This window comes from Novosphingobium sp. BL-S-34 (assembly GCF_056857015.1).
This window is the reverse complement of record NZ_CM166473.1, coordinates 1,486,303-1,502,628: the sequence shown is the minus strand read 5'-3', so window position 1 is coordinate 1,502,628 and position 16,326 is coordinate 1,486,303. Positions and strand designations below refer to the sequence as shown.

Genomic DNA, 16,326 nt, shown 5'->3' with positions numbered 1-16,326 from the left:
GGCGGCAGTATCAAATCATGACAAGCGGGATGGCGAAACCGTCGGATTACTTCATGAATCCGTTGAGATTGTCGGTTAGCCACTGGACCACGGAGCGCGCGGGTCTTCCGAGCAGATCGCTAACCGTCGTCGTCGTTTCGGCGAGGACCCCTTCGCGGAAAATGCGATCCAGTCCGAGCAGCAGATCTGTGACCATTTCACTGGAGCCAGAGGCTATCAATAGGGCGCGTTGCTCAGCCCTTGTCCGATGCTGGTAGGTCACAGGGCGATCAAGAAGTTTTGATAGCTCTTCAGCGACCTGGGGCATGGTGACACATGCTGGCCCAGTCAGGTGATATGCTCGTTGCGATGAGAGAAAGAGCTCATCGAGCAGCGCTACCCGCGCGACCTCCGCTACATCCCGGGAGTCGATCAGATTGACGAGGCCGTCTCCGGCGGCGCCACCCCAAGTCGCTTCCGCGACGGGCGCCTTTGCACGGTTCAGGGTATCAACGAACGAACTCGGCCTGAGGACGGTGTAGCCAATTTCCCGCCCAGCGAGATTGGCTTCGATCTGCATGTGCCAGTCGAATGGATGGAGGCGGGTGGGCGGCCCCATCGCGGAGAGCTTGACGATGTGGGAGACGCCCGCTGTGACCGCCGCGTCGATCAACGCGATCTCATTGGCGACCTGCCGATCTGACGTGCCGTGAGCGAGGAATAGACGATCCGCACCTTGCATCGCTTCGAGGAGAGTCGACGGTTTGTCGAAGTCTGCCTCAGCCGCCTGGACGCTGGCACTGGTAGCGATGCTGCTCGCATTTCGGCTGAGGGCGACGACCTGCACAGGATCCTTGGCGAGCCTCGCGACGAGTGCGCGGCCCACGCGTCCTGTCGCACCCGCGACTGCTATCCGAAGTTGACTGCGGTTACCTGTTTGATTGACCATCGCTCCACCTCATTGATCAGTTGGTTCTCGCGCGCGGCGAAAGTGATCCGGTCGCTCCCCAACATCTGATCTCAGGTCCGGATCTTGTCTTCTGATGGAGGGTAGAGCGTTGGTCCGCAGAGATGCATTCGTCTTAGGTCGGGTCCAATCAAGACGAAGGTATGCCGCTGTTGGCGAACTGCCGCCATTCGCTGTTCCGATTTCCCAGTAGACTGCTGCCTGCCGATCCGACCGACCGAACAGTTATGGTGCAGCCTACTGAAGTATGGGTCGGACCCATCGAGTGTCGAGTGGCCCGCCGTCCCTCAACTTGCGATTGTCATGTCGTGGCCAGTCTTCGACGTCGAGCGCCTCGGCTGTCGTCTGGTCCTTTGGACCTGTCGGTTGAGGAGCCCTGGCGATGACCCATCTGAACTTTGCCATCGATGGCTCCACCGCAGTCATTACGCTGTCGAACGGAGCTCAGAACCGACTGTCGCCCCAGATGTTGGATGAGTTCGACGATGCCATTTCCGCAATTGGAGACAGCGACGCTCGTGCGTTGTTGCTGCAAGCGGATGGCCCTGACTTCAGCTTCGGGGGCGACATCGTTCCTTGGCCGGACCTGAGCGCGCACGAGCTGCGAAATCTATTGGAACGTTTCATGCAGAGCTTCAACCGGTTTGAGCGGCTGCCCATCCCGACCGTGGCTGCCGTCCAGGGCTTGTGCCTCGGCGGGGGACTGGAGTTGGCGGTCCGGGCCGATGTGATATTCGCGGGGCAGACTGCACGCTTCGGCCATCCGGAGCAGTCTCTCGCAATCGTGACGTTGCTCGGCGGTGTCTACCGCATAGCTGAACGGGCCGGGCGCTCGAAGGCGATGGAATGGGCCCTGACATCGGAACAAATCCCAGCGCAAATCATGGAGCACTTCGGCGTAGTGAACCGCGTCGTTCCCGATGATTTGGTTCGCGAGGAAGCGAGGACACTAGTGACAAGGCTATCGGCGGGGCCGACGCGTGCCCATGCCGCCCACAAGACCCTTCTGCGTATTTGGGCAACCGGCGGGGTATCTGCGGCCGATGAGTCCTTGGCCGACATCGCACTCCCTCTGTTCGAAACTGGTGACGTGAAGCTGGCTCTGCCGGCGTCTGTCGATGCCTTTCAAAGCGGCAAGCCTCGGCCAGTCTTCTCGTTCAAGGGACGATGACCGACGGTCCCATGATGGAACTGTGGATTGGAGCTTCCGGCACGGTAGTCTTGTGAAACGAAGCCGTTGTCATTCAGGCGGCCGCCCACGTCGGCCCATACCGGTGTATGGGACGACGCAAGCGCGCGACCTGCATACACTGCCACCGACTTCGTGGCGGGGATCCGCCGACCGCAGAGGTGGAGGAAGGTGAGGAACAGGATGCGGCTGCACGCTGACTTCAAAAGACATCTGCGGGAACCGAGATGGACAGCATGACACAGGCGCTCGCTTCCGATGCGCCTAGGCGCGGTATCTCAAAGAATCCGATCGCTGGCACCGGGACTTCGACGACAAGGCGTGGGCCGCGTCTCTCCGACGACAGGATGGCGATCGCCGCGATCGAGCTCGACGTCACCGAGCTGCTGGAATCTGCCGAGACGCAGATGGGTGAGCCCGATGTGCGCGTAGATCCTGCTCGGCTTCTCGGTATCACCCGCCTCGTTTCGATCAACCGTGCGGCGTTGGAATTGCTGGGTTGGCCGGAATCAGCTGCTCGAGGCCTCACCCCGGTAGCCATCTTTCCCGATGCGGACCGGGATGCATTCATCGACGTCATCGCATCCGCCGGTGCCACCGACGGCGTTGTGAGACGTGAAGGTCGAATGCGTCGGATCGACGGCGACCCGTGTCCCGTGATCTTCACCGCTCGCGTGTCGCAAAGGGTCGGGTCGAAGGTGCGCGTCGCGGTCCAATGTACCGATCTGCGCGGACTGGCACCTGCCAAGGATGCGGGGGCGGACACCGCCGCATTGCAGCGCACTCTCTTCCGGAACCTTCCCCTTGGCCTCTGCAGGGTGAACGGTGACCGTTTGTCGCCCTTCTACGCGGAGCTTGGCGTGGGTCCCGACACGGACTTGGGCGCATTCTTCGAAGCGAATCCGGGGCTGCTCGATCGCGCCGCGGATCTCTGCATCATCGAGGACGTCAACCCCGAAGCGGTGAGGATACTGGGAGCCGGTTCTGCGGACGAACTCGTCGGTCGATCGGTCGCCTTCGCGTGGCGGAGCCGGCCCGACGTCTTTATCCAGACGTTGGTCGCCGGGGTGCAGGCGCGCAATCACGAATGCGAGACGGAGCTGAACATGCTCGACGGCGGCAGGCGTGACGTCATCCTCGCCAGCGCTACCGTAAGGGAGGATGGGCGGCGAGCGTCGATCATCGCGATGGTCGACATTGGCGACCGCGTCGCAGCGAAGACGGATCTCATCCGGCTTCAGGCGCAGTTCGTCCAATCTTACAGGCTATCGCTTCTAACGGAGCTGTCGAGCTGGTTTGCCCATGAGATCAGCCAGCCGCTAGTCGCGATAGCCGCGATGGCGACCACCGGTGCACGGTGGCTGGACAAAGATGCCCCGCAGATCAACGAGGCTCGACACGCGTTCGACCGGATCCTCTCCTCGGCCGTCAGGTCCCGCGGGATCATCGACCGTCTTCGCAGCATGGCGATGAACCATGCACCGGTTCTCGCGCCCCAGCGGATGAGCAACGTCGTGACCGCTGCCATGCGACTCGTCGAAGGCGACGCCAAGACGGCGGGCGTGACCATCGCGACCAGGTTAACGGGATGCGACGACTGCGTTTCGATGGATCGGGCGCAGATCGGCCAGGTTGTCGTCAACCTCCTCATGAACGCCATCGAGGCCGTAGATCGGTCCGCTTGCGCTGTGCGGGAGGTCGCCATCGATATAGTTGTCGATGACGACTGCGTGGAGTGCTCCGTGAGCGACAGTGGGGCCGGCATAGCGGCGACCGCCGTCGCGAACGCCTTCGCCGAACTGGTGCCCGGCGCAGCAGGCCGTGCCGGCTTCGGCTTGACGATCAGCAGATCGATCGTCGCTCTCCACCAAGGCAGGCTGACGCTCGATGGCACCTCGCCGCTCGGAGGGGCGAAGATCTCGTTTAGGCTACCGCGCGCGCAAGCGCCCTGCCGGCTGCCAACTGAACTGGACCCCTTCTCGGATCGGTAGGCGGGGACGACGATGGTGGGATCAGGTCACGGCATTCTTGATCAGCCCGGCAACCTCGCCTCCGCGTCCCGCGAGAATCGCCGTGGCCGAGTAGAGCGCGGTTCCGAATATCTGCTTGGCCTCGATCTTGGGCGGCATGACCAGTTCATAGCGGTCGGTCACGACGTCGAGCAGAGCTGGACCCGGCTCGGCGAGCCACTGGCGCACCGCGCCTTCGAGGTCGCTGCTCTTCTCCACCCGTCGAGACCAAAGACCCATTGCGCGGGCGACGTCGGCGAAGTCCGGATTGTGCAGGTCGGTGAAGCTGTCGAGCAGGCCTTCCACCTTCTGCTCCAACTCGACGAAGCCTAGCGAGCTGTTGTTGAAGATGCAGACTTTGATCGCGAGCTCTTCCTGCACGGCTGTGAGCAGGTCGCCGATCATCATCGCGATCCCACCGTCGCCCGACAGGGATACGACCTGTCGGTCGGGGAAGGCGGCCTTCGCGCCCAGGGCCTGCGGCATGGCGTTGGCCATCGTGCCGTGCGTGAGCGAAATGACCGTGCGGTTGCGACCAGTCGATGGAACGTGCCTCAGCAGCCAGACCATCGGAGACCCGCCATCGGCGGTGAAGACGGCATCCGGCTCCGAATTGGCGGCGATTACTTCGGTCAGATACTGCGGATGGATCGGGTTGCGGTCGTCGAGGCGGGCATGCTTGCCTTGGGCCTCGACTGCCCGCTCGTGATGATCGAGGCATTCGTCCAGGAACTCGGTGTCGTCGCGCTCTTCGATCAACGGCAGGAGCGCGTCGAGCGTGTCCCGCACGGTTCCGACCAGGCCGAGGTCGACGGGATGGCGCCGCCCCAGATGCGTGCCGTCGATGTCGATCTGGATGATCTTGGCGGCCGACGGGTAGAATTGCCGCCAGGCGAAGTCGCAGCCGAGCAGGATGAGCGTGTCGCATTCCATCAGCGTGTGAAAACCGGCCTCGGATCCGAAAACACCGGTCATGCCGACCACGTAGGGGTTGTCGTGCTCCAGGAAGTCCTTCGCGCGGGAAGTGTGTGCGATCGGGGCCTGCAGCCTCTTGGCCAGGGCGATCACCTGCTGATGCGCTTCCTCGCATCCCGAGCCGCCGTATATCGCGACCTGCTCACCCGCGTTGATCAGTGCCGCTGCCGACTGCAGCTCGGTGATAGACGGAAGGATCCGCGGGGACGTGCGATGGACAGCGAAGGCGGGTTCGTCCGGTGCCTTCGACGAGGAAACGTCAGCGGGCACGATGAGGACCGCAACGCCGCGCTTTGCCAACGCCGCCTGAGCGGCCATCGCTGTCATTCGCCGCGCCTGTTCCGGTGTCCGGATCTCCTCGCAGAACACGCTGCAACCGGCATAGACCTGCTTGAAATCGACCTCCTGCGGGAAGTCGAACCCGAGTTCGTCGCGCACGATTTGGCTCGCGATCAGGACGACCGGCGCGCGGTTCCGATGGCTTTCATAGAGTCCGTTGATGAAATGGAGGCTGCCCGGTCCGCAGGATCCCGCACATGCGGTGAGTTCGCCGGTGAGCATGGCCTCAGCGCCGGCCGCGAAACCGCCTGACTCCTCGTGGCGAACATGGACCCAACGGATGTCGCTCCGACGGATCGAGTCGGTCACATGGTTCAGCGTGTCGGCCGGCACGCCGTAGCAGCGTTTGACGCCAGCCTGCTCGAGGGTCTCGACGATTACGTCTGCTACGGTTCTGGACATGAGAGCTCCTGAAGGCGGGAATTGAAAGGATACGTGTCCTGCGCGTATCGGTTCCGTCGATCGCCCGTCAGGCGCTCTGACGGCTCCGCGCGCATTCCCACAGGAACCAGCCGCGACGCTCGCTCTCGTCGATCCAGACCTCCAGCAGGCTGGCCGTCGCGATGTCGGCATGCTCGTCGCACAGCTCGTGAACGCGGCGCATCTCCGCCACGACCTGCTTGTTGTCGTCGTGCAGCTCGGCGAGCATGTCCTGCGGATCAACGAAGGGTTCGTTGTTGTCGAGGAGCCGCTGGCGGCCTGCTATGTCGGAGATCGACCGGATGGTCTGTCCACCAATCTTGCGCGCACGCTCGGCGATGGGATCGGTCATCGCGAAGATCTCTGCGGCCTGCTCGTCGAGCAGCAGGTGGTAGTCGCGGAAGTTCGGGCCGCTCATGTGCCAATGGAAGTTCTTGGTCTTGAGGTAGAGGGCGAACACGTCGGCCAGCAGTGCACCGAGCGCACCTGAGATGTCGCGGGTGGCGTCATCGCCGAGATCGCTTGGCGTTCCGAGAAATCTGTTGGCCTCGACTTCGCTGGAAGAAAGTTTCATCACCTGCTGGGCTCCTTTTCCACGCGCCGCCCTAGTTTGGGGCGCTAGCTGTTGGATGGTGTTCGGGCGCCGCAAGCATGTTCTAGCGGCGCTCGGAGTTGACGACTTCTTAGTCTGCCGGACCGCTGTGACGGTATCATACCGAAGTGTGTGTGCGACCAACTAAGGTCTTCGAAAGGGGACAGCCGCCGGTCCGTGCGTTGATGGGTGAGGCGCGGAGCGCCGTCATCATCGCCGCCGTCGCGCTCACGTTCGCGGTTGCTCCCAACCTGGCCACGGCGGGCCGTGTTCTGGCGGGCCGCCTCCGACGCCGCGCGACGTCGCGGTCGCAGACGGAGCTCGTCCCGCATGAGGTCGTCGAGCCCGTGCTCATCGTCGGTCTGGATGAACGCGGCCGGACGATCGCCGACGCTCTGAATTCCTTCGGCATTGGCTACTCCGCCATCGAGGACGATCCGCAACGTCTGCGCGAGGCGGTGGCCGACGGATACCACGTGATGTTCGGGAGCCTTGGCGATCCGAGGTTCTGGGGTCCCGCCGCGATGGCGGGAAGGCAGCTTAGCATCCTCACCATGCCGTCGCTTGATCAATCCACCGGACTGACGCCCATGGCGCGCCGCTTCTTCCCGGACCTCACGCGGATCGCCGTCGTCGGCGGCTCGGTCGAAGCCGAGGAGTTCGCTGCTGTTGGCCTCTCCCCGGTGATAGACAACGCCATCCCGCCGGGCTTGGACGCTGCAAGCGCCGTTCTCGATCGGCTGGGGATCGGCGCCGAGGACATCGAGAACTGGGCTGCCCGGCAGAGGCGGCGGGTCGAACAGCCGGCGCAGATGCTGGCGACTGCGTAGGTCAGCGGGGCGACCCTCAAGCGGAAGCGACGGGTGGGTCATCGCGACCCCCTCGTAATTGCTATGTCGCCTCCAATACCAAAGCCGATCGAACTTTATATAGTTCAACATATATAGAACAATAGACACTGCATCCTACATTCGTCGCCTTTCCAACTGACAGGAGACCGCGATGAGGGCTGCAATCATCACTTCGAGCCAGGATTTCGAATCGACCTGCGCGCACGGCGATTGAATCGATGTCCGTTCGGAGCGGGGCAATAGCCGGAGCATCTTCATCGGGGCGTCCCCGACCCGCCGCCTATTCACAGAGACGCTGAGGTTCGCGCGGCTCGACGGTTAGGTTTCGATGTTCCATGCCTGTCATGCGGGATCGCGCGAGAAGGTAGTCGAGGGGCTCGGAGCCCGGTGCCGACGGCGTATCTCGCGCTCGCCGAGATACGCGAAGGCATCGACCGCGACGATCTGGTCGTCGCCAACCTCGTTCCGAGCGCGATCCTGGGCCTACTGGCCGAGCGTGGCGACCGCTCGTTGGGGCACGGCCCGCTCGCGAGCGGCGGTGTCATCCACATCGTCGAGCACATCGAGCGCGAACCGTCCGAAAACTGCCGCTGATAGTCAGGGCTTCGACGACGCGTGATCGATGGCCGCGAGCATGATCTCGGCTGCGTTGCGCGCGAGGTCCGGGGTCACGCGATAGGTGACCTCGCGACCGTTGCGCTCCCCGGACAGGTGATAGATGACGGCACCGCTCGCGGCATATTGTCGAGCGCCACCGTCTGCATAGCTCATAACGCCAAGTTCGATCGCCCCCGGGTGGAAGCTCGCTGGATCTCGGGGATCTTCCCGGGGCGTGCAGCTGCGTTGAGATCCCGTGGCGCGACTTCGGCTATGACGGCCGGAGCCTCGGCTACCTCCTGTGCCAGGCGGGGTTCTTCAACGGTGCCCATCGCGCGGCCGATGACGTCGACAGCACGATCGCGCTCCTGGCACAGGAATTCGGTGTTGGTCGGACCGCTCTTTCCGAACTCGTAGACAGGTCGTTCACTGACAGCTGGATCGTCCGCGCGGTTGGCGCGGCCTTCGAGATGAAGGACCCGCTGAAGGCGCGAGCCTATCGTTGTGATGGTGAGCGCAACGTCTGGTGGCTTGAGGTCGTCGACAGGTCAAACGAGAAGTGGTGGCTGTCGGCGAACGTCTACTGCGCGACGGCGAAGCCCAAGGCGCTCGGTCCGGAATGGGTCCGCATCACGAATCGTCAACGCTGGTCGGCTTGAACCCGCGCCCAGACGCAACGTCGACAACGTCGGAATGTGGCGACCGCCCATACTGAAGTAGGGCGCTCACATACCGTTATCCGCGATCAAATGGCGCATGCTCCCTGTCATACCTTCTAAGAGGCGTTCGCCTGCTGGCTTGCAGCGAGATGTTCGAAAGGATTCTTATGACCGACCTTCTGGATTTCGTGATTGGGGCGCATGGCGGCCTGGGGCGCTTCGAGAGCTTCCGCTCCCTGGATGCCGACCTTGTTCAAGGGGGCGTTCTGTGGGCGCTGAAGGGGAAGCCGACCGTGCTTGAACACGCCCATGTCAAGATCGATCTGGCAACCGAGCATACCTCGCATTCGCCGTTCGCGCCGACGCAGAACCACTCGAACTTCACTCCGAACCGCGTCACGATCGAGACGCCCGAAGGCGAGGTGGTCGAGGAGCTTCTCGATCCGCGCGCCTCGTTCGCCGGATACGAGATGGAGACGCGCTGGAGCGACGCGCAGGTCGGATACTTCGCCGGCTACACGATGTGGACGTATCTTACGTCGCCCTTTCTTCTCAAGCGACCCGGCGTCGTCACGGATGAGATCGAGCCGTGGACTGAGGGTGGCGAGACTTGGCGTCGGCTGCGCGCGACATTCCCTGCTGAAATCGCGACCCACAGCGCGGTCCAGACCTACTACTTCGACGATGCCGGGATGCTTCGTCGCCACGACTATGAGGTCGACATTCAGGGCAGCAATCCGGCCGCCCGCTATCTCACCGAGCCGGTCCAGGTGCAGGGCATCACGCTCTACGGCAAGCTGCGGATCTACCCGCGCAAGCCGGACAACACACCAGCCTCCGAGCCGCTTATCGTTTCCGTCGACCTCTCCAACTACATCTTCTCATAGGTCGGGAGCGGACAGTTCAGTCGATGCGACCCTTCATAGGACACATCGAACTACAGCGAGAACCTGAGAGCGGGAACCGCATTGTGCGGTTCCCGTTTTTTTGCGTTTCCGGTCTTCGGCTCGATCCTGCCCCACGATGGCGGGAGGGGATGGTGGCGGACATGCTAGTCATGCGCGTCACCAAACTGTCCGCTCACATGTTGCTTCGGATAGGCCGAGCATCCCTACAGACCTACGATTGGGGCGGCGTTCTCTACCTTCCGAGGGTCATGGACGCCAGTGACGCCAAGGCGTTTATCGGAAGCCCACTCGAGCGGCTCCTGGAGCATCCCGCGACGTCGCGAGGCGAAAGTGCGATAGGGGCGGTGATCCCCGAACAGTAGCACGGCCGGACGGTGGTGGAGTTCGCGGCCGCGCCGATCGAATGGCGGTTACCTTGGGGCCGACCGCCAACGGCCGAGCCGTTCGAGCCTCGCTACGTTCTGGCCGTTTCGCTTTCGGTAGAGCCACGACGGGTGATCGAGCTCGTCGAGTGGCTGGCGAGCCGTTTCAGCCTGCCGCGTCGGCGCCGGGAGGCATCGCACCGGCGGGAGCGATCGCCACCAGCTTCCAGTTAACGAATTCGCCGAACCCGAGCTGGCTCAGTTCGCGGCCGTAGCCCGAGTTCTTGACCCCGCCGAACGGCATCTGCGGGGTGGACCAGGTCGGGCCATTCACGAAGGCCATGCCGCTCTCGATGGCAAGGGCGACCCGTTCGCCGCGTTCGAGGTCTGCGGTGAAGACGGAGCCACCGAGACCGAAGGGCACGTCGTTCGCGAGCGCGATCGCCGACGCCTCGTCGGGGACGACGTGAAATGTCAGCACCGGACCGAAGATCTCTTGGCGATACACAGGATTGTCGGGCTTCACGTCCGTGAGGATGGTGGGTTCGAGATAGCTGCCCCCACGGTCGATACGGCTGCCGCCGAGAGTTACCGTGGCGCCGCCCGCGCGCGCGGCTTCGATCTGCCGCAGCAGCCCCTGGAGCGCGCCTTCCGATGACACGGGAGCCAGGGTGGTCGCCGGGTCGAGCGGGTCACCCGCCTTCAGCGACGCCATCGCTGCGGTCATGGCCTCCAGGAACTGCTTTCCGCGCTCCTCGCCGACCACGATCATCCGCTTCGTCGCAACGCAACTCTGGCCGGCATTGTTCATCTTGCCAACCATCGCGTTCATGACCGTGGCCTCGAACGGCGCATCTTCCAGGACGATCATCGCGTCGGAGCCACCCAGTTCGAGTACGGACTTCTTGAGGTTGCGGGCGGCGCGCTCGGCGACCGCGGCACCCGCCTTCTCGCTACCGGTGAGGGTGACGCCCCGCACGCGCGGATCGTCGATCACCGTTCCGACCTGATCGGTGGTCGCGAAGATGTTCGAATAGGCTCCGGCGGGCACGCCGGCCCCGCGCATGACGGATTCAAAGGTGAGGGCGCACTGGGGCACGTTGCTGGCGTGCTTCGCGATGACGACGTTGCCGACCATCAGCTGCGGACCGACCACGCGGGCCAGTTGGAAGAAGGGGAAGTTCCAGGGTTCGACGGCTAGGAGGATGCCGAGCGGCTGCGCGTGGAGGGTGGCACCCGGTGCGTCGGGCAAAGGCTTCGGGGTGAGGAAGCCGGCCGCCGTGTCGGCATAGTAGTCGAGGATGGCGGCCGACAGCTGCAGCTCGCCGATCGCCTGTCCGACCAGCTTGCCCATGTCGCGCGACATAATGGCTGCGATCGCCTCCTGCTCGTCACGGATGATGTCCGCCGCACGGTGGATGGCTGCGGCGCGGTCCGCGATGGAGCGCTTGGACCAGTCGTTGCGGAAGCAGTCCTCGCTCTCTTCGAGAATGGCGGTCAGCTGCGCGTCCGTGATGGTCTCGAATTCGCGCTCGACCTTGCCGGTCGCTGGGTTGGTCGTCAGGTAGGCCATGTGGAGCTCCGGGGAATGACCGCGGAAGGCGGCACTGGTCCTGATCATCCCGTGGTTTGCGCAATACAGCCATCCGTCTGGAGTATCGGCCGTCTGCGACTTTCGTGGCTTGGCGGCGTACCTTGGTAGGGGTGCGAGGTGCCCTACAGAATCTCCGGGCCAGGTCTGGGGAAGGTGAGCGTGGTGGTCAGCCCGCCGCGGTCGTTCGCCGAAGCATACAACTGTCCGCCATTGGCGAGGGCGAGCGCCCTGGCCACGCTGAGGCCCATTCCGGACCGCCCTCTCTTGGTCGTGTGGCTCATGTCGAATATCCGCTCGGGGTCAATCGCGCCCCCGCCGGAATCGTGGACTTGGAGGATAACATCGTTTGCGCCGGACGCGGTGCGAACGGTCATGAGACCGTCCGAAGCGGTGCTGACGAACATCGCCTCCGCCGCGTTCAGCATCAGCTCTGCCACTATCCGTGATATCTGGGACCGGTCAAGGTCGAGCTCGGGAAGCTCCGAGAGTTCCAGATCGATGCGGAGCCGGCTGCAGAAGGTCTGATGGGCATAGCGTCCAGCGGCTTCACGAACGATATCGTTCAGATCGCAGATCGACGCCGATCCGCGTGGAGTGTGGAACTGCTGCGTGACTGCGCTCACCCTGCTGGTGGCGGCTTCGAGGATTGCCTCGACCCGCTCGATCGCCAGACGAGCCTGCTTAACATCCAGCACGTCGGCCTCGACCCTTCGGCGGAGCGACTTCACCTGGGCGGAGAGGGCGGTAAGCGGATTTCCAAGCGAATACCCCAAGGCCATGGCCAGGCCCGTCAGATAGACCGAATCCTTATCGGCGGTCGCCTGGGAACGGAGTGTCGCGTCAGTTGCATTGGCAGCCATGTCGTCCACTCAGATCTCCGCGTCCGTCCGGAACGGGGTCTGACATGCGGGGCCTTCGGCCGGTATCCGTATTCGGGGAGTTGGCTGCTCCCCCGATTAGGGGTTCCTTACGTCATCCGCCCCGCTAACCTGTGACGAAGAACTGCAAACAAGTTATCTGAAGGGATGAAGTCGATGCCGGATGCCTCCGAAGTTGGCTAACGTCCCCTTGGCCATCGATTCGGATGGGTTTGCTTTGTGCCAGCCAGTAGGAGTGGTCCCCAGGATGATCCGTATACTCGTCGCAGATGACCATCCCGTCCTCAGGGACGGGATCGCCGCGATGCTGGAGAACCAGGAGGACATGGAGCTCGTTGGCGAGGCGGCCGACGGATCTGAAGCCGTCGAGCGCTTCCGGTCACTCCGGCCCGACGTAGTGCTGATGGACCTCCAGATGCCTGGGATTGACGGTCTGGAGGCAATCACCTCGATCCGCGCCGAGGATCCAAACGCGAGGATCCTCGTGCTGACGACCTTCGCGGGCGACGTCCAGGCGGTCAGGGCGCTGAAGGCCGGAGCGACGGGCTATCTGCTGAAGAACAGTCTGCGGACCGAGATGCTGAGTGCCATTCGATCGGTCAGCAAGGGCGTGCGGCACATCCATCGGGAGGTGGCTGATGGCATTGCCCACCATGTTGCGGACGAGACCCTGACCGAACGCGAGATCTCGGTCCTGAAGCTGATCGCGTTCGGCCGGGGCAACAAGCAAGTCGCCCACGAGCTCGGCGTGTCCGAGGAGACCGTAAAGGCACACCTCAAGGTCATCTACGAGAAGCTCCACGTGTCCGATCGCACACATGCGATCACGGTGGCCAACCAGCGGGGCATCTTCCTGCTCTGAGTGACCGGGCCTTGCACAGCCATGGGGCGGACGAATTGCCGAGACGCCCGATCCCTAGTTGCTGGAATAGGCTCGCCGGGCCGGAACGCTCAGCGTCACGCGAGTTCCGGGGGAGGCGGATGCGATATGGAGGCTTGCGTCGATCAACAGAGCACGTTCCTTCATTCCGACAAGGCCGAAATGTCCGGCAGCGGCGAGATCCTCCGCTCCGTCAGCGGGAATGCCGACGCCATCGTCGGTAACATGGATCTCCACCTGGCCCGTGGAGTAGCGGATATTCAACTCCACGTGAGCGGCCACCGAGTGGCGGATGACGTTCGCCAGCGCCTCCCGGATGATAAAAAGCATCTCGTCGGCGGCGTCGGCCGTGATCGACCTGGGTTTTCCCGAAGTCTTGAGTTTCCACGCTATCGTCTCACCTGCCAGCAGGTCGCCGGCGAGGGCCTCGATCGCCTCGTCCAGTTCCACCGGCCGGTCCTCGCGCCGTAGTGACTGGACCCGTCGACGACCCTCTTCGAGGATGTCATCGACGCCGCGAAGCACGTTCTCCAGTCGTTGCCGTTCCCGGCTGTCCTCTGGCAAACGTTCCGCCACGGCCTGAAGGCGCAAGGCGGAACCTTGAAACCCTTGGAGAAATGTGTCGTGAAGGTCTCGGGCGATACGCGTCCTTTCCGCCACTCTGCCCTCGGCATCGCGACGGGCCGCTCCCTCGGCCGCTCGAATGCGCCATCGTGCCAGAAGCCAGACGATCACAACCGTACCCAAGACCGCCAGAGTGCGGAACCACCAGGTCTGGTGGAGCAGTGGGCTGACAACGAACCTGAGCTCCGCACCTGGACCGACCCATTCCCTCTTCTCGTTGTCTGTCTCGACTCGGAGGTTGTAGGAACCCGGTCCAAGCCTTGTCAGATTGATCTGTCGGCGCCCGCCGATCTCGATCCACCTGTCGTCGTAGCCGTCGACGCGATATCGGAAGCGGCGGTGGGTCGGCGTCGTGAGGTCGGCCACGCCGAAATCGAAGGACGCGGTTCTGAGTCCTCCAGGGAGCGTCAGCCCAGCCAACTCGGTAACCCGCGACCCATCCACCACTACCGACTTGATGATGATCGCCGCACGGTCGGCGGAAGGTTCGTGATTGGAACGAACCTGAAAGACCCGCTGCCTAGTCAGGAACCATGCGATGCCGTTTCGATCGACGGCGGCCTGGGGGCCGGAGGCGCGTTGCGGTATACCAACGGTGGCATTGTCGTCGTCGAACAACTGGTAGGGGATTGGGCGACCCGGACTGTCAAATGCCGCCTCGAGATCGGCCTGCCTCAGCTTGCTGATGCCCTTGAAGCCCATCAGCCACACATAGCCGTCCTTTGTCGCCACCAGGGCACGCGTGTCGCGTAGCCACGGATAGGTCTCGAAGTCGAGCTTGGAGATGCGGTTCTCGCGCAGTCTGAGTAGACCGGTAAGGCCGCCAATCACCGTATCGCTTGAGAGAAAGCTGATCGAAGTCGGATGCTCGAATCCGATCTTCTCGCCATTCCAGGATGTCACCCTCGGCCCATCGACGACGGCTATGCTCTCTCGATTGACCACGAGGACCATCCGGCCGCTGTGATCGAACGCCAGATCCGAAATCTCCTCGAAATGCTGGGGCAGTCGAACTCGATGCCATTTGCCACCTTCCAGCCGAAAGAGCCCGGTTCCGGGGACGACGACATGGACGACTCCGTCACCTCGCGCGGCACAGAAGGGTGCGGCGATCGGCGCGATCGGCCATTCATGGGTCTTCACCGGATGGCCGTTGCGAACTTCCCGAAGACCTGCGCCTGTAACAGTCCAGATGACCCCCGGGCCTCCGACGCACGCGCCGTAGGGCCGAGACGGCAACACGATGACGGGCGTGGGCGCCTTGGAACCGGAGACCGCCCACACCGTATTGCCGGCAAGGATCCGCACGTTTCCAGCCGCATTGAGCAGCAGCCTGTAGCCGTTCTGCGGATTGGTCGGCAGGCCGGGCACCGTTTCGACGACTGGCCGTGAGAAGCGATCGAGACCACCTTCGCCTCCAGTCCAGACGTTGCCGCTACGATCGATAAAGATCGCCACGGTCCTCGCCGAGGTGATCCCTTGCGGCTCGGAATAGGACACGGGAGCAGTGCCGAGAGGGCCAAAGAACGCGCCGTTCATGTAGGTTGTGCCCCAGAGCACGCCCTGACGATCGACCAATGTGCTCAAGCGATTAAATGGCGGAACCGAACTGATCTGCGTGGCGCTCGATGGAAGTCCGTCTGGATGGACCTGGATACGCCGGACCCCATGTGATTCGGTCAGAATCATCTCTCCGGATGGCCCGCGCGCAAGGTCGCCCATCTCATCGCCCGTTATGTCGGTCGCCACAAAGCCGACCGCACCGGGGCGAGCGACGTAGATCCTACCAGAGGCATAGGCCCACATCGATCCATCGCTCGCCACCTCGAGGTCGACGACGTCGCTGAAGGACCTGCCATCGGGAGCGTGCACCGGAACCCAACGGTCACCGGCCCGCCTAAGGATGTTCTCGCCTCCGCCGCCAGAATTGATGACCCAGGGGGCTCCGCGTGCATCTATGGCGATCCCGGTTATGGCTTCGCCGGGATGGGGCAGCTTCGCATCGACGGCGCGCGATCCGCGGAAAACGGACACGCCGCCACCGGCCCCGTATCCGATCCAGATGTCCCCATCTGGCGACGTCGCCAGCGCCGTCACCGCCAAGGCGGTCCGCTTGTGGCCCTTCGGCGGCATGATCGGTTCGAAGCTGACACCATCGAACCGAAACAGCCCGTCCAGGCTTCCGACCCACAGGAAACCCTGTCTGTCCTGAGTGATGGACTGAACGAAGGTTGGAGCGCCCATCTGTTTCGTCCAGCCGCGATGGGAAACCGAAATGGATGGTGCAGTCTGAGCGGATTCTTGGGCGGCCCCGCTGGTCGCCGCGCAGGGCAGCATCAGCAGGCCGGCGCATGCGCCGACGATACTTGATGCTCCCTTGTGCAATCTCACCCCCGCGATGAATCCGATCACTCGTTAGCTGCCCGAGAAAGCTCCGCCGGACAATCGCGAAGGCGGAACAGATTCAAGATTGTCCTGCCCTGTGATCGTTGTTCCTGGAATG

Annotated in this window: 14 protein-coding genes; 7 read left to right on the top strand and 7 right to left on the bottom strand. The window is 63.2% G+C overall.

All coding sequences use genetic code 11. From position 1 onward, the window contains the following. Window positions 1-46: 46 nt before the first annotated feature. Window positions 47-928, bottom strand: coding sequence for an NAD(P)H-binding protein (locus AC1VV3_RS20450; RefSeq protein WP_431568134.1), 882 nt, complete (start codon window positions 926-928; stop codon window positions 47-49). Window positions 929-1,328: 400 nt separating this feature from the next. Between AC1VV3_RS20450 and AC1VV3_RS20445 the strand changes: the two genes are divergently transcribed. Together AC1VV3_RS20445 and AC1VV3_RS20440 are read left to right on the top strand one after the other, a co-directional pair. After that, complete coding sequence (locus tag AC1VV3_RS20445; protein ID WP_431568133.1) at window positions 1,329-2,117, top strand: enoyl-CoA hydratase/isomerase family protein; 789 nt, start codon at window positions 1,329-1,331, stop codon at window positions 2,115-2,117. Between the two features lie 365 nt (window positions 2,118-2,482). Beyond that, entirely contained in the window at window positions 2,483-4,126 is a 1,644-nt protein-coding gene (locus tag AC1VV3_RS20440; protein WP_482962329.1) for a PAS domain-containing sensor histidine kinase, read from the top strand. Between the two features lie 21 nt (window positions 4,127-4,147). Here AC1VV3_RS20440 and AC1VV3_RS20435 read toward each other — a convergent pair whose 3' ends face one another. Together AC1VV3_RS20435 and AC1VV3_RS20430 are read right to left on the bottom strand one after the other, a co-directional pair. After that, entirely contained in the window at window positions 4,148-5,860 is a 1,713-nt protein-coding gene (locus AC1VV3_RS20435; RefSeq protein WP_482962328.1) for a thiamine pyrophosphate-dependent enzyme, read from the bottom strand. Window positions 5,861-5,927: 67 nt separating this feature from the next. After that, window positions 5,928-6,452: a Dps family protein gene (locus AC1VV3_RS20430; protein ID WP_431568131.1), complete on the bottom strand. Its 525-nt coding sequence runs from the start codon at window positions 6,450-6,452 to the stop codon at window positions 5,928-5,930. A 203-nt stretch (window positions 6,453-6,655) separates the two neighbouring features. Between AC1VV3_RS20430 and AC1VV3_RS20425 the strand changes: the two genes are divergently transcribed. Both AC1VV3_RS20425 and AC1VV3_RS20420 read left to right on the top strand, forming a co-directional pair. Beyond that, complete coding sequence (locus AC1VV3_RS20425; RefSeq protein ID WP_482962327.1) at window positions 6,656-7,300, top strand: NAD-binding protein; 645 nt, start codon at window positions 6,656-6,658, stop codon at window positions 7,298-7,300. 408 nt (window positions 7,301-7,708) lie between these two features. Continuing rightward, window positions 7,709-7,915 (top strand): hypothetical protein, encoded by a 207-nt coding sequence (locus AC1VV3_RS20420; RefSeq protein WP_482962326.1) that lies wholly within the window; start codon window positions 7,709-7,711, stop codon window positions 7,913-7,915. Window positions 7,916-7,918: 3 nt separating this feature from the next. Here AC1VV3_RS20420 and AC1VV3_RS20415 read toward each other — a convergent pair whose 3' ends face one another. Next, complete coding sequence (locus AC1VV3_RS20415) at window positions 7,919-8,092, bottom strand: hypothetical protein (protein ID WP_431568128.1); 174 nt, start codon at window positions 8,090-8,092, stop codon at window positions 7,919-7,921. A gap of 296 nt (window positions 8,093-8,388) precedes the next feature. Between AC1VV3_RS20415 and AC1VV3_RS20410 the strand changes: the two genes are divergently transcribed. Both AC1VV3_RS20410 and AC1VV3_RS20405 read left to right on the top strand, forming a co-directional pair. After that, the gene (locus AC1VV3_RS20410) at window positions 8,389-8,577 is read left to right on the top strand and encodes a hypothetical protein (protein ID WP_482962325.1); all 189 of its coding nucleotides are present in this window, start codon (window positions 8,389-8,391) and stop codon (window positions 8,575-8,577) included. Between the two features lie 167 nt (window positions 8,578-8,744). Continuing rightward, a complete protein-coding gene (locus tag AC1VV3_RS20405; protein ID WP_431568126.1) occupies window positions 8,745-9,464 on the top strand; it encodes a hypothetical protein in 720 nt (239 codons plus the stop codon). A 549-nt stretch (window positions 9,465-10,013) separates the two neighbouring features. Here AC1VV3_RS20405 and AC1VV3_RS20400 read toward each other — a convergent pair. Together AC1VV3_RS20400 and AC1VV3_RS20395 are read right to left on the bottom strand one after the other, a co-directional pair. Then, window positions 10,014-11,420, bottom strand: coding sequence for an NAD-dependent succinate-semialdehyde dehydrogenase (locus tag AC1VV3_RS20400; RefSeq protein WP_482962324.1), 1,407 nt, complete (start codon window positions 11,418-11,420; stop codon window positions 10,014-10,016). Between the two features lie 143 nt (window positions 11,421-11,563). Further along, the gene (locus AC1VV3_RS20395) at window positions 11,564-12,301 is read right to left on the bottom strand and encodes a sensor histidine kinase (RefSeq protein WP_431568218.1); all 738 of its coding nucleotides are present in this window, start codon (window positions 12,299-12,301) and stop codon (window positions 11,564-11,566) included. Window positions 12,302-12,566: 265 nt separating this feature from the next. On the opposite strand from AC1VV3_RS20395, the gene AC1VV3_RS20390 reads away from it, so the two are divergent. Continuing rightward, a complete protein-coding gene (locus AC1VV3_RS20390) occupies window positions 12,567-13,181 on the top strand; it encodes a response regulator transcription factor (RefSeq protein WP_431568124.1) in 615 nt (204 codons plus the stop codon). Between the two features lie 54 nt (window positions 13,182-13,235). Here AC1VV3_RS20390 and AC1VV3_RS20385 read toward each other — a convergent pair whose 3' ends face one another. Beyond that, a complete protein-coding gene (locus AC1VV3_RS20385) occupies window positions 13,236-16,235 on the bottom strand; it encodes a sensor histidine kinase (protein ID WP_482962323.1) in 3,000 nt (999 codons plus the stop codon). Between the last annotated feature and the right edge of the window lie 91 nt (window positions 16,236-16,326).